Genomic DNA, 14,307 nt, shown 5'->3' with positions numbered 1-14,307 from the left:
GGGCGCTGCCCTCTTACGCGTTGGCCGCGATCTTTTCCCATTCGCGGATGTCGACGAAATGGCCGGCGATGGCAGCAGCGGCGGCCATCTGCGGCGAGACCAGATGGGTCCGCCCCTTATAGCCCTGGCGCCCCTCGAAATTGCGGTTCGAGGTCGAGGCGCAGCGCTCGCCCGGCTTGAGCTTGTCGGCGTTCATGGCCAGGCACATCGAGCAGCCCGGCTCGCGCCAGTCAAAGCCGGCGGCCCGGAAGATCTTGTCGAGCCCTTCGGCCTCGGCCTGCATCTTCACCAGGCCCGAACCCGGCACGATCATGGCGTTGACACTGGCATTGACGCTATGGCCGGCGATGACCTTGGCGACGGCCCTGAGATCCTCGATACGGCCATTGGTGCAGGAGCCGATGAAGACGCGGTCGAGCTTGAGGTCCTGGATGCGCTCGCCGCCCTGGAGGCCCATATAGGCCAGAGCGCGTTCGATCGCGGACTTCTTGTGCTCGTTGGGCGCATCCTCGGGACGCGGCACGAAACCGGTGATCGAGGCGACGTCCTCGGGGCTGGTGCCCCAGGTGACGATCGGCGGCAGGGCCGCAGCGTCGAGCTTCACCTCACGATCGAAATGCGCGCCTTCCTCGGTGTAGAGCGTGTTCCAATAGGCCAAGGCCCGATCCCAGGCCTCGCCCTTCGGTGCCTTGGGACGATCCTTCAGATAGGCGTAGGTCTTCTCGTCGGGCGCGATCAGGCCGGCGCGGGCGCCGCCTTCGATCGACATGTTGCAGATGGTCATGCGGCCCTCCATCGAGAGGGCGCGGACGGCTTCGCCGGCATATTCGAGCACATGGCCGGTACCACCCGCCGTGCCGATCTCACCGATGATGGCCAGGATGATGTCCTTGGCGGTCACACCGTCCGGCAACACGCCGTCGACGGTGACGCGCATGTTCTTCGCCTTCTTCTGGATCAGCGTCTGCGTGGCGAGCACATGTTCGACCTCGGAGGTGCCGATGCCATGGGCGAGAGCGCCGAAGGCGCCATGCGTGGAGGTGTGGCTGTCACCGCACACGATGGTGGTGCCGGGCAGGGTGAAGCCCTGCTCGGGGCCGACGATGTGGACGATGCCCTGGCGCTTGTCGAGTTCGGAATAGTACTCGACGCCGAAATCCCTGGCGTTCTGGGCCAGCGTGTTGACCTGCATGGCGCTTTCGGGATCGTCGATGCCCTTGGAGCGGTCGGAGGTCGGCACGTTGTGGTCGACCACGGCCAAAGTGCGCTGCGGCGAATGCACCTGGCGGCCGGAAACGCGCAGACCCTCGAAGGCCTGCGGGCTGGTCACCTCATGTACGAGGTGACGGTCGATATAGAGCAGGCTCGTCCCGTCGGCGGAGGTTTCGACGACGTGATCGTCCCAGATCTTGTCATAGAGCGTGCGGGGAGCCATGGCTTTTCCTAGAGTGTGACGTCAATTTGACGGCTGATGTAGTCAAAAATGCCCGTCTGGAAAAGAGTGTAAAAACTAACAGCCTCGTGCGGCTTGAAATTGCACGGCGGGCCGGGCTTACGGCCCCTCCGTCACCCCCACCATAGGCCCCAGCGTGGTCCAGCCGCCGATGGCCGGCATGGGGGGGGCGTAGAGGGTGGAGATCGAGCCGTCGAGGAAGAGGGCGTTCTGGGTGCCCAGGCGGTCGCGGAACAGCTCGGCGAAATCGTGGAAGCTCACCGGCTCGGCCGAGATGGCGAAGATCACGATCTTGCCGTCACGCACGCCCACGCCGTTGCGGATCTTCTCCGAAGGCCCGTCCGGCTGGATCTTCGGATGGATCTGGCCGTCGATCACCAGCATCGGGCCCGATTGCGTGGCGAAGCGGGCATTGATCCGGGCTTTCAGGAACCGGCTGGTCTCCATCACGCCGGCCTTGCCGTCGCCGAAATAGAACACGCCATTGGGCTTGAGATGGAAATTGCCGAAGCCGTTGCGGGTGTTGGCGTTGTGCAGGATGCGGCCATTCTCGACATAGAGGCCGACGGGGCCGAGCGCCTTGTCATACATGCCGGCATTCATGGCGAAGATCAGCTTCTTGCCCTGGGTATCCAGTTCCTGGGCGAGCCGGCTCGGGCTGCCGAGGGGCGTGCCGTCGGCGCCGCGCCAATAGAGGGCCAGGCTATCGTTCGACAGATCGAAGCGGCACACGATGTAGCTGCGCCCCTTCGAGGTCATGTCCTCGCAAGCAGCCTCGGCCGCAGCGGCCGAACCGATCAAGGCGGCGATGGTTGCCAGGCCCAGCAGGGCCCGGCGCAGGAACGAGGGCAAGCAACAACTCCCCAGAGCTAAGCGCATTTTCAGCAGAAACGCTTTTACTTTAACTCTTTGATTCAAAGCGATTTTGCGACTCGAAGCGATTCGGTCAAACCGCAAAACGCCTCAGGCGAACCCCGTCAGCGGGTCTGCGTGGTCAGAATCTTGAAGGCGAAAAGCCCGAAGACACCGGCGAAGGTGAAGTCGATGCCGCGCAAGACCCGCGGGCGTGCCTTCAGCCACGACACCACCTTCTCAGCCCCGAGAATCAATAGAAACGCAAACGGCAGATTGATGGCAATGAAATAGAGTCCCAGAAAGAAAAGTTTTTGAGAGGCATGCGGGTCGGCGGCGTCGACGAATTGAGGCAGGAAGGTCAGGAAGAACAGCACGACCTTGGGATTGGTGAGGTTGATGCCGAGCCCGACCATGAAAGTGGGCCAGAAACCGGCATCCTGCTTGCCCTCGTCGCGCACGTTCAAGGCCGAGCCGGAGCGGATGGCGCCGTAGGCGAGCCAGAGCAAATAGAGTGCGCCGACAATCTTCAGGGCGGTGAAGGCGGTGGCCGAGGCCGCCAGCACGGCCGACAGGCCGACCGCGGCGAAGAAGGTGTGGAACAGGCAGCCGACCTGTGTGCCCAGCATGGCGGCGGTGCCGCCGCGCCGGCCGCCGGAGATGGTCTTGGCGAGCCACAGGCTCATGTCGGGGCCGGGCGTGATGAAGAGGAATACGCAGGCAGCCGAATAGAGGGCGAGCGTATGGAGATCGGGTAGAAAGGTCATCGCGACAATCCGTCGGCACGAGCAGAGTCTGTGTCTGCTACACCCGGACGCGCCTTTGGGAAAGGGTTAGGTGGCTATCTTGACGGGCCTATCCGGCCGCGGCGGGAGGCAAGGCCATGGCGGCATTGACCGCGGCGCCGAGCGCAGCCCGCCCCTCGCCATCGAGCGTACGCACCGCCACCGTACCGGTGGAGAACTCGATGCCCTGCTCGGGCAGCAGGCGGACCAGGCGCTTGAGCGCCTCGCGCTGGATGAAGGTCGGTTTGTTCGGTTTGACCGTGAATTTGAAGCGGACGACGATGGCGTTGTCGGTGATGTCGAACACGCCCTGCATCTTCAGCGGGGTGAGGAACTCCTCCTTCATCTCGGGATCCTCGAGCATGTCCTGGCCGATCTTCTTGACCGCCTTGCGCAGCTTTTCCAGATCGGTCTCGCGGGCGAAGCGCAGCGGGAATTTGATGGTCGCCCAGTCGCGGCTGTAATTGGTGACCTGGCCGAGCTGGCCATAGGGGATGGTGTGCACCGGCCCGTTCTGGTGGCGCAGGCGCAGGGAGCGCAGGGTGAAGCCCTCGACGGTGCCCTTGGCCTTGCCGACATCGATATATTCGCCGACCCGGAAGGCGTCGTCGATGAGGAAGAAGACGCCCGATACCACGTCCTTCACCAGCGTCTGCGATCCGAAGGAGATGGCAAGGCCGAAGATCGAGGCGCCCGCGATCAGCGGCGTCACGTTGACGCCGAGCTGGGACAGGACGGTCAGCACGGCGAGGATGGCGATGGCGATGGCCAGGCCGATGCGGAAGACCGGCATCATGGTGGCGATACGCGAGGCGGTGGAAACCGGTGCGTCATCCTCGCTGTCAGCGGCGCCAGGCAGGGCCGGCCCGCTGCGGCCTGCGGAATACCGGTCGGTGATGTAGCGCACCAGTTCCCAGGCGCAATAGGCGATGAAGGCAGTCAGTCCGGCGGAGAAGAGGTTGCGCGCCACCCTGTTGAAATCGTCGCCGGCCATGACGCCGCTGACGTCGACGGCCCAGGTGCGGCCCAAAGCCCCGATCGCCAGGATCAGGACACCGAAGCGGGCGCAGCGTGCCAGCGCCTCGGCGCCCCTGGGATGAATCAGGTGGACGCCGTCGGCCTGATGCTGGAGCATGATGCGGATGCGGTGCACCAGGGATTCGATGACCAGCAGCGCCACCAATATCGCCAGCGTCAGCATCAGGGCGCCAGAGATGCGCGACTGGCCGGCCACGGCCGCATAGATATCGGCGGTGACGAACAGGGCGAAGAGCAGCATGGCCCCGATGAACCAGTGCTTGGCGATCGCGGTTTTGACCGGGCTGGCGTGGGCGGGATTGGCGACGCCGATGAACCAGCGGCCGATCGGGCCGTTGAGGCGGATGCAGACGGCCACCATGCCCAGCATCATGATCACTGCACCGTAGAGCTGGGCGGTTCCGACCGCCAGAGGCGGGGATTGCAGGGCGCGCAGCACATCGGCCAGCACGGCGTTGAACAGGAGCAGCAGGATCGCGAAGGAAGCGCCCCGATAGATCGCCCGCGCATCGGCATCCCCGAGATCGGGCAGGCGGGCCTGGGGCAGGCGGGGCTGCAGGGTAAAGCGGAACACGGCCTGGAGCAGACGCCAGATCAGCATGGTCTTGAGCATGGCGATGGAGAAGCGGGTCTGCGGGAGATCACCCATGAAGCGAGCGGCCTCGCTGGCGTTGCCGACGATCCACAGCGCGATCAGGGGCGGCAGTTCAAGGGCGCCGAGGCCGAGCAGGGCCCGGATGCCATGCAGCCCATGCATCCGGATCACCAGGCGCCGCCGCAATGGCGCCAGCAACAGCCGGACCACCCATTCTGCGGCCAGCGCCGCCGCCAGCGCGCCGATCAGCAGCAGGAAATAGCGGCCGAGGCTCCTGCCATTGTTGAAATCGGCGTCGAGCCGGGTGGTCAGCTTGCCGAATTCGGCCCAGAGGGCCGGCAAACCGGTGACCAGGCCGCCGACATGCATGAACATTTCGGTCTGCTGGGCACTGGCCATCTGCATGCCGCTGCCGTCGGGGCTGGGCGGGGCGGGTTGGGCGCCCTGCGCCTGCAGCTTCTTCATGACGGACTGGCTGATGGCCTCCACCATCGTGTCCATCTGCTGCTGGCTCATGGCGGGAGGGGCGGGGTTGGCAGGAGAAGGCGTTCCCTGCGCCCAGCACGGCCAGCTGGCCAAGGCGAAAACCATGAAGAGCCAACGCAAGCCGCCAGGCAGTCTCAAGACGAACGTCCTCTCAAGGCGTTTTGCGATTTGCCGGTTACGCCGAGAATCGCAAAGACGCTATAGCCAATCCCGCTGGATTGGCCGGAAACACAAGGCTGGAGCAAATGAGCGTTCAGCCGCGAACGCGCCTTGCCCAGGCGGCCGAGCGGCAGTCGCACATAGCGCGTGCTACCGACCGGATTGCAACCAATTCACGACACAGGCGGAGGAGCCGGTCAATGGCCCCGTCTCGGCAAATCGCTACTTTCGCGTTGCCAGCACAGTGGAATTGACCTGCCGGGATATTGGCGCCCCCTCGCAATCGAGGCTTTGCAGCCTGTAGGCGGCAAGTGCCGACTGGGCTGTCGCCGTCAAGGCTTCGATCTGATCGGCCGTGCGGCCTGATTTGGCAAGCAGGCGGGGATGGAAGGCGATCAGCGCTGCCACGGTGCGCGGGCCGAGGAGCGAAGCCAGATGCGGCAGGAGCTGATACTCGGCTCCCTCCACGTCCATCTTGAGCACGATGCGCTCGGCATCGCCCGCCATGGCCGCGATGTCGGTGGGCAGGATGGCGTGCGCGTCCCACAGCGCGGCGCCGCTGTCGGCTGCCAGAATGCTGCCCATGCTGTCGCCGGGCTTTTTGGGCGAGCCCAGCCTGACACGTCCCGGTGTCGGCGATACCGCGGCATGGTGGAGGCGGATACGCGATGCCAGCACCGGATTGGCGGCGATATTGGCGCTGATGAGTTCGAAGGCGCGTGGATCGGGCTCGAAGGCGAGAACATCGGCCCCGAGTGCAGCGGCCGTCAGGGTGATCGGTCCGATCCAGCCGCCGATATCGATGAACAGCGTGCCGGGACCGGCCAGCGCATGCACGCTCGCTAGCGTTTCGGGCTCCCAGGCGCCGCTCTCGGCCTTGTCCCAGAAGCCGTCCTTGTCGTCGGCGACGGCGAAGCTTGCGCCGGCGACGTTCCGCAACCGGGTGTTCACGCCGCTTTGCTCTGCAGCGCGGCGGCCCTCTGCCGGCGCAATTTGTTGAGCTTGATCTTGAAGCCCATATTATCGGCGTTGGAATAGGAGCAGCTCTGGCAGATGTCGAACTGCTTGGTATAGCCGTGGCGCCTGGCCTTGGCGGCCTCGTCCGACAGATAGGCCTGCTTGAAGCCGACCTTGTCGACATTGGGCAGCTTGATCATGCGGTCATAGTCGATGCAGCACAGGCCGAGGTCGCCCTCCCAGAACACCACGGTCTGGTAGAGCGGCACGTCGCACAGGAGGCTGATCTTCTCGTTCTGGTGGCGCTGCAGATCGTGGTTCTTCGGTACGAGGTGACCGTATTTCGTCTGCTGGTCGTCGTCGGTGTAGGAGCCGAGGCTGAAGGTCTTGAAGCGCACCTGGTCGAAGCCGATATTGTCGGCCCATTCGACCATCGCGTCGATCTGCTTCTCCGAATAGGAGGTCAGCAGCGTCTGCAGCACGGTCACCGTCTTGGTGTTGCCGAGGCGCTGCTTGATGGCGAGGAAGTTCTCGATATTGGCCTTCACCTGCTCGAACTTCGAACCGACGCGATAGGATTCCTGCGCCTCGGCATCGAAGCCGTCGATGCACAGATTGATGCGGCCGAGCCCGGCCTGGAGCATCTTCTCGATCAGCTCGGAAGAGAGTTTGGTGGCGTTGGTCGAGACGAAGGTGTCGTGCCCACGCTCGTTGGCATAGGCGATCATCTCGGGCAGGGCCTTGTTCATGGTCGGCTCGCCTGAGAAATTGAAATACATCGCCGGCTTGAGCGGTTCGTCGACGAAATCGTCGACGATCTGCCGGAAGATCTCCATCTTCATCAGGCCGCGCGGGCGCGTCATGGCGAAGGTGACCGGACAGACCGGGCAGCGCAGATTGCACGAATTGGTGACGTCGACGACGATGATCGTCGGCAATTTCTTGAAATACCGAAGCGGAATATGGCTGGCGGCGTAGGTGAACGCCTTGCGGGCCAGGGGCGACTTCTGGATCTGGTCCGTCACCCTGTCGCGCACGCGGTGCAGCAGCTTGGGGGCGGCGGACTTGGTTCCAATCGCAGTCAGGTCAAGCACGGTCTTCTCCATTGGGCACACCGGGTCAAGGCCGGTAGCTTGAGCCCGTGTGTAGCGCAGATTTGGCGGGAGTGCGACAGGCCGTGCTCAAATTCGAGTGATGGCGGTTGAGGCGAGATGCGGCGTGCCGAATGCCGGAAGAAGGCCTGTCGGTCTGTGCCGGGGGGCGGCACGGCCCAGCCTGCAATTGCCGCCCGGAGCGGGAGGTCGCAGGGCCTCGGCCCCTCACTCCGCCGGCACAGGTGTTTCGTCGAGCGTATAGAGCGTGATCGGCTTGTCGCGGCCGACGATATGCAGATGTTTGCCGTTCTGGCGCCGCAGCGACATGCCCGACCGCTGCATCGTTTCTTCGGAAATCAGGCAGTCGGTGAGATAGTCCTTGGTGGCCGCCTCCAGCCGGCCGGCGATGGTGACGGTGTCGCCGAGCGCGACCAGGCGCATGCCGCGCTCGCTGTCGCCGACGCGGGCAATGATGGCCGGGCCCGAGTGGATGCCGATGCCCACCCTCAGGGGGATCGAAAGGGCCGCCCCGAATTCGGAGTTGAGGCCTTCCACGCTCTTGAGCATGCCCCGGGCCGCTCTGATGGCATCGGCAGCGCCACGGGAGGGCTCGTCTCCCAAGCCGAAAACCGCGATCAGCCCGTCAGCGGCAAAGGCGTCGACCCGCCCGCCATGGGCCTCGGCCGCCTGAGTCATTTCCTGTACGAAGCGGTTCATCAACAGCACGATGTCATAGGGAATCTGCAGCCGTGTCATCGCATTGAAGGCGCGGATGTCGACGAAGAGGGCAGTGATCTCGCGCTCGGCCCCCCAGCGATAGAGATCGTCGCCGCTGCGCCCGCGCATGCCAGTTGGCACGATCGGCAGCAGGATCTGCACGGAGATGTCGTGGTCGGGACGAAGCTGGCAGGCAAGGCGCACATTGGCGGGTGCCGAGATGCGCTCCAGCATGGTGCGCTCGGCCTTGCTCGGGGCCGGGAGGGTGCTCGCATCCGAGGTGACGGCGACCCGGCAGGTCGAGCAGCGCCCGCGCCCGCCGCACTGGGCCGGGTGGGGGATGGCATTGGCGCGGCTGGCTTCGAGCACGGTGGTGCCGCGCGGGATCTTGAAGGTGCCGTGGCCGACATAGCGGATGGAGACCGTGCCGGACCGCAGCCGCAGCAACACCCTTAGAATCATCACCAGCGCGACGAAGGCGATCACGGCGGCCAGGCCGAGCAACAGCCATTGGCCGGCGACCAGCAGGGCCATGGTGTGGTCGGCCGCGATCGGCGAAGGCGTGCGTCCGGCTGCCTCCAGTTCTCGGCTGGCCGAGAAGAAGCCGGCCAGGGCCAAAGTGGGCAGCATGCCCATGCCCAGAATCAGCAGGTCGCGCCAGCGCGCATAGAAGGACCGGCTGCGCAGCACCTGGCCGATACCGATGCAGCCATGTGTCCAGGCACAGAGCAGCAGCAGGATCTGCTTGGCCGGCCCGCCCTGCCAGATCCGCGTCAACACCTCGCCATAGCTTTCGCTGTAGCCGTAGAGCGAGGTGATGCGGGTGCCCAGCACATGGGAGATCAGGAAATAGGGAATGGCCAGGCCGAGGGCGATCTGCACCAGTTCCTCGAGCGGCATGCGCGAAATGCGCCGCGTGGTGAGGCGCTTGAGGGCGAGCGTGGCATGGGTCAGTAGCGCTCCGTAGAGGAGCGTGGTGCCGCCATAGGACTGCCAGGCCCAGATGCGCCAGCGCTGCACGGCCTCCATGGTCGTCACGCCGAACACGCCGAGGGCATGGTTGAGCAGATGGGTAGTCACGAAGGCGAACAGCACGACGCCGGCCCATAGCCGCAATTCGCGCTCCCGCGGCAATCGCCACTCGATTTGCCCGGGTGCACTCTCGGTGTCGCTCATGCGGTCGAACTCGTGAAGATGAGTGCCGGGATGCGGCAGTCGGTCAAAGGGGGCCCATGCGGGCCTGGCAGCAAAGCCCGTTTTAGCGAAAACGCAATTTTACTCTAGCTCTTTGTTTCGACGCGACTTTGCGATCCGCGACCACCCTCCGCCGTTCCGACCCGCAGACCGGTGGGAACCTGCCGTCAGCGCATCTTCTCCAGCAGTGCGAGCAGGGCGTCGATCTCGTCCTCGCTGTTGTAGTAGTGCGGCGATGCCCGCACCAAGATCGGCAGATGGCGGGCGAGCGCGTCGAGCAAGGTGCTGCCCGGCCTGGAGATGCTGAGATTGATGCCGGCTTCGGTGGCACGCCTGCGGACCTCTTCCGCCTCCAGGCCGTCGACCGCGAAGGAGACGATGGCCGCTGGATGCGGGCCGAGATCGAAGACGCTCAGGCGCGGGAGCGATCGCAAGCCCGCTCGCAGCCGTTGCGCCAGCGCCTGGCAGCGATCGCGAATCGCCTCGATGCCGACGGCGAGGGCGTAATCGGTGGCGACGCCGAGCCCGAGCCGGGCGGCGTAGTTGTTCTCCCAGCTCTCGAAGCGCCTGGCATCGTCTCGCAGGCGATAGTGGTCCCTGTCGATCCAGGTCGCGCCGAAATGGTCGATCATCGGCGGCTCGAGCGTGAGGCAGAGCTCGCGGCGCACATAGAGGAAGCCGGTGCCGCGCGGCCCGCGCAGGAATTTGCGGCCCGTTGCCGACAGCATGTCACAGCCGAGGGCCTCGACGTCGACGGGCATCTGCCCCACCGCCTGGCAGGCATCGAGCAGATAGGGAATGCCATGGCGCCGGGCCACGGCGCCCACGGCGGCGGCCGGGTTGACCAGTCCGCCATTGGTGGGAATCCAGTTGATGGCGATCAGGCGGACCCTGTCGTCGATCATGGCCTCGAGCGCAGCGGGATCGAGCACGCCGTCGGCATCGTCGGGAATGACATCGATCGCCACGCCGGTCCGCTTGGCGATCTGCAGGAAGGCGACGTAGTTGGCGCCATACTCGGCCGTGGTGGTGAGGATGCGGTCACCGGGCCGGAAGGGGAGGGCGTAGAATGCCATCTGCCAGGCGACGGTGGCGTTCTCCGTCAAGGCGATCTCGTCGCGGGCGCCGCCGACGAGGCGCGCCAAGCTGTCATAGATGCTGTCGAGGCGGGCTGCCGATTCCTCGGCAGCCTCGTAGCCGCCGATCTCGGCCTCGCGTCGCAGATAGGAAGTCATCGCATCGACCACCGGCGCCGGCATGAGGGCCGCGCCGGCATTGTTGAGATGGATGCGGTTGGCGACGCCGGGAGTTTCGGCACGAAGGCGGTCGAGTGCAAGGGTCATGATGGCTCCTCGGGCGTCTTTCGATCGGATGGAGGCGTCGAATCGCAAAGATGCGTCGAAATGCAATCGAAACCAAACGGCGCGTCAGCGCTCCTGGTTCCAAGGGAGAGCATGGCGCCATGGGCGCAGCCGGCTCCCGAACCCAGCTGTTGCGATGCAAGCGATTACGGATGCACTCGCCAGACGACGAATGGCCGCCACGGTAGCGTGGCGGCAGGGCGTACCGTCCGTGTGCGGCAAGTCAATGCGTCAGGATGTGGGCATCCTGCGTGGCGATCTGCATGACGCGGCGTGCCAGTTCCTTGGCGATCGACATCGAGAACTGCGGATTGTCCTGCATCATGCGCAGCAGGCAGTCCTTGTTGATACGCATGACCGAAATGTCGGTATGGGCCCGCGCCGAGGTGAAGCGGCGTGCGTCGCAGAGCACCGCGACTTCGCCGATCATGGCGCCCGGACCTTCGGTGCCGATGGCGATGAGATTCTCACCGTTCTGGGCGAGCAGTTCGACGTCGCCCTTGAGAATGACGTAGGCGGCATCAGGAATCTCGCCGACCTTGAAAAGATAATCGCCCTTCTCGAAGGTCAACTGCTCGCTCATGCAGGCGAGCAACCTCATCTTGCACGGGTCGATGCCCGTGAAGATCGGCGCGTTCCTGATGGTTTTGACTTCCAGATCGAGATCCAAGGTCCCTCTCCCCGCTCAACCCTGGAGCAAAGCGCGTCCAAGTGTGAACGCCCATTTGCTCTAGCTCCTTGTTCCGACGCGCCTTTGCGATTCGAGGTGACTCCCTCATATCGCAAAACGCTTAGCAACCCCTCGTTGAGCAATCGAGGCAAAATCCAGATGCAATCCAAGCATCATTTAGGCACTCTGCGCAAGAGTAACAATATCGCGAGTGACGATTCTTGGCCCATCGAATTCGATGATCCGGTCGAATCCCTCGGCCTGGCCGCTGCTCGCGACGGTTGCAATCAGGGTGCGCCCCTGCATGGCGTTGCGCACACCGTGGAGAAGCTCCTCCGCCTCCGAGCTGGAAAAGGCCAGAAGCGCATTCTCCATCACCAGAATCTGGGGATTTGCGACCAGGGCCCGGGCGATGGCGATGCGGGCGCGCTGGGCCGGCTGCAGCTGCCAGCCATTCTTGCCGACCTCGAAATTCAGCCCCAGCGCGAAGATATCCTTGTCGAGCCCGAGTTCCTCGACCACGCCGCGCGCCAGCGTATAGACCCGTTCCGGCGCATTGGCGATGCCGTAGCTGATGCGCCCGAACAGGATGTTGTCGCCCACCGGCGCGGCGCGCATGTAGCGCGCGGGATCGTAGAACTCGATCTCGTCGCTATATTGCGATGGCAGATGGTTGCGGAAGCTGTGGCGCGCCCGCAGCGCCCGAGCCGTGAAGGCCTCGGTGATCAGGCCCAGGCGATGGCGCGGCTCGATATAGGCCAGGCCCGCACCGAGAAGCCGCGTGCGCGCCGAGGACGAGAGGGCTCGCGTGGTACCGCGCGCATGCACGGAATCCACGATTTCCTGGAAGCGCGGCAGGTCTTCGGGACGAATCGCCGAATAGCGTTCGAACACCGGATGCTCGGGCGGCAGGCCGGCGAAGGTCTCCACGGCCATTTCCGCCACGCGCAGGCCGAAATCGATCAGGGGCTCCAGCAGGGCCTCGGCCTCGAGGATGGAGCGCATGAACGGGTTGCGCTGCAAGCTGTCCATATGCAGCTTCTTGCCCTTGGGCACACCGAAGAGCAGGTTTTCGCCGACCGAGGCGCCGGCATTGTAGAGCTGCGGGTCGAAGGGGTCGACCAGATGGGACATGCCCTTGCTTGCCAGGCGCTCGCGGACGACCTGGCGCGCCCGCACGAAAGGCTCGAGGAAGGCGTCGCTGTGGCTGTCGTCGAAGCGGCCACGTACGCCGAAGCGGTTGATGTCCGCGAAGGCGCCGGCAGCGTCGAGTGCCCTGCGAATCGCCGCATCGACCTCCTGGGGGCCGGCCACGCCGAGAGCCTGGTAGTCCGTCCAGTCGGCGTCGGCGGAGACCAGTGGATTGCCGGAGCGGCGAGCCTCCAGGAAGGTTTTGTATTGCACATTGTCGGACACCAGCACCGAAATGTCGCCGAGGGAGGGCGGGCGGCGCTGGGCGGCGAACAGGATGTTGTCGCGGATCGAGCCGGGCGAGAGCAGGGGATCGGGGCCGACGAAGGACAGGATCTGGCTGAGTTCGAGGTCGGAGAAGGACGAGATCTCGGCCTCGCCGATCGTCACGCTGCCCTGATAGGCCAGGAACTGGCGCCCGAGGATGCGGGCCAGGATGTCGCGGCCGGCCCCGGCCGGCCCGACCAGGGCGATATGGCCCGGTCGTTCCAGGGTGAGGGAGAGGCGGTCGAGCAGCGAGACGCCGCGGGCATCTTGCACGCTCACCGAGGTGAGCTGGATCGGCGTGTCGGCGGGCGGAATTTCCTTGGCCTTGCCGTTGGCCGGGGGCAGCAGGCGTTCCGGCGAGAACTGTGCCGAGACCTGCTCATACTTGACCTGCACGTCCTGGCGCTGCTGGTCCCAGGTGATGAGGTCGTTGATGGGGGCAGGAAGATCCTTGTAGGCATTGATCACGGCAACCAGGGAGCCGATGCTCACGGTGCCGATCAAGGCGAAATAGCCGCCTGCCGCATAAAAGATGAAGGGCGTGAGCTGGGCCAGGAGGTTGTTGAGGAACTTGACCGCGAATTTGCGGCGGAACAGGTCGGCACGGATCCTGTAGAGGCCGCCGAGCCGGTCACCGATTTCGGCCTCGACATAGCGCGTGGCGCCGAAAGTGTGCAAGGCGGGCGCCGTTTCGATCGCCTCGCCGATTCGTCCCGCGAGCTGGCGTGACGCCAACTGGCGCTCGCGGCCGAGGCGGATCTGCTCACGCCGCAGGATCGGGATGATGATCGCCTGGGCCAGCACCACGATGAGGGCGGCCAGGCCCAGGCTCGGGCTCTGCATCATGATGAAGAGCAGGGCGGTGCCGGCCTGGGTGATCAGGAAGATCGGCTGGATGAAGGCATCGCCGATGAAGCCGCCGATCGGATCGACCTCGTCCTTGATCATGCCGGCCACCTCGGCCGGCTTGAGCGGAGCGATGTCCTCGGGCCGGAAGCGCATCAGGATCGAGAAGAGATCGAAGCGCAGGCGCCGCAGCATGCGCTCGCCCAATATGCCCTTGCGGATGTTGATGACATATTTGAAGGCGCCGTTGATCAGCACCAGCACCAGGAACCACAGGCTGAGGGCGAACAGGAACGGTACCCGCGTGAGCTCGACGCCGTCGAAGATCCGCCAGGTGGCGCCGCCCAGGAAATCGGGCAGGGAGAGCGACATCTCGAACAGGCGCGCGGTCTGCTTGCCGCCCTCGAAGGCGCCGCCCTGGATCGCCTGGTTGACGATGTGCTTGGGGACTTCCAGCGAGATCCAATAGAAGGGCAAGGACGCAAGAATCACCAGCAGCAGGAAGATCTGCTCGCCTCGCGAATGCCGCCAGACATATCGAAAAAGGCTAGGGTCCAACGGGTGACACCAGTTTCCAGTCCCGTGGAGTTAAGAGCTTGCAAGCCGTCCGTCAACGCAATGGCCGCCGGGAACTGACAAAAG

Annotated in this window: 10 protein-coding genes; all 10 read right to left on the bottom strand. The window is 64.8% G+C overall.

The window, feature by feature from the left end; translation table 11 throughout:
- Positions 1–13: 13 nt before the first annotated feature.
- On the bottom strand, positions 14–1,435 hold the full coding sequence (gene leuC, locus BA190_RS19735; protein WP_068291127.1) for a 3-isopropylmalate dehydratase large subunit: 1,422 nt from the start codon (positions 1,433–1,435) through the stop codon (positions 14–16).
- A 117-nt stretch (positions 1,436–1,552) separates the two neighbouring features.
- The gene (locus BA190_RS19730; RefSeq protein WP_371260349.1) at positions 1,553–2,305 is read right to left on the bottom strand and encodes a phosphodiester glycosidase family protein; all 753 of its coding nucleotides are present in this window, start codon (positions 2,303–2,305) and stop codon (positions 1,553–1,555) included.
- Between the two features lie 125 nt (positions 2,306–2,430).
- A complete protein-coding gene (locus BA190_RS19725; protein WP_068291125.1) occupies positions 2,431–3,072 on the bottom strand; it encodes a LysE family translocator in 642 nt (213 codons plus the stop codon).
- Between the two features lie 88 nt (positions 3,073–3,160).
- Positions 3,161–5,347, bottom strand: a complete 2,187-nt coding sequence (locus BA190_RS19720) for a mechanosensitive ion channel family protein (RefSeq protein WP_156771602.1) — start codon at positions 5,345–5,347, stop codon at positions 3,161–3,163.
- Between the two features lie 243 nt (positions 5,348–5,590).
- Positions 5,591–6,319: an FkbM family methyltransferase gene (locus BA190_RS19715; RefSeq protein WP_068291123.1), complete on the bottom strand. Its 729-nt coding sequence runs from the start codon at positions 6,317–6,319 to the stop codon at positions 5,591–5,593.
- Positions 6,316–7,419, bottom strand: a complete 1,104-nt coding sequence (locus BA190_RS19710; protein ID WP_202908493.1) for a radical SAM protein — start codon at positions 7,417–7,419, stop codon at positions 6,316–6,318. The genes BA190_RS19715 and BA190_RS19710 overlap by 4 nt, the downstream gene beginning before the upstream one ends.
- Before the next feature lie 225 nt (positions 7,420–7,644).
- A complete protein-coding gene (locus tag BA190_RS19705) occupies positions 7,645–9,312 on the bottom strand; it encodes an adenylate/guanylate cyclase domain-containing protein (RefSeq protein WP_068291119.1) in 1,668 nt (555 codons plus the stop codon).
- Positions 9,313–9,497: 185 nt separating this feature from the next.
- Entirely contained in the window at positions 9,498–10,673 is a 1,176-nt protein-coding gene (locus BA190_RS19700; RefSeq protein WP_068291117.1) for an aminotransferase class V-fold PLP-dependent enzyme, read from the bottom strand.
- 241 nt (positions 10,674–10,914) lie between these two features.
- Entirely contained in the window at positions 10,915–11,361 is a 447-nt protein-coding gene (locus BA190_RS19695; protein ID WP_068291113.1) for a cyclic nucleotide-binding domain-containing protein, read from the bottom strand.
- 177 nt (positions 11,362–11,538) lie between these two features.
- Complete coding sequence (locus BA190_RS19690) at positions 11,539–14,223, bottom strand: ABC transporter ATP-binding protein (protein WP_068291111.1); 2,685 nt, start codon at positions 14,221–14,223, stop codon at positions 11,539–11,541.
- Positions 14,224–14,307 lie beyond the last annotated feature (84 nt).

This window comes from Labrys sp. WJW (genome assembly GCF_001676615.1).
Taxonomy (GTDB): domain Bacteria; phylum Pseudomonadota; class Alphaproteobacteria; order Rhizobiales; family Labraceae; genus Labrys; species Labrys sedimenti.
The sequence above is the reverse complement of the archived record's forward strand: the minus strand, read 5'-3'. Positions and strand labels throughout refer to the sequence as shown.

Coding starts and splice junctions, on each gene's coding strand:
- leuC (WP_068291127.1), bottom strand. CDS start 1,435: ATGGCTCCCCGCACGCTCTATGACAAGATCTGGGACGATCACGTCGTC.
- BA190_RS19725 (WP_068291125.1), bottom strand. CDS start 3,072: ATGACCTTTCTACCCGATCTCCATACGCTCGCCCTCTATTCGGCTGCC.
- BA190_RS19705 (WP_068291119.1), bottom strand. CDS start 9,312: ATGAGCGACACCGAGAGTGCACCCGGGCAAATCGAGTGGCGATTGCCG.
- BA190_RS19700 (WP_068291117.1), bottom strand. CDS start 10,673: ATGACCCTTGCACTCGACCGCCTTCGTGCCGAAACTCCCGGCGTCGCC.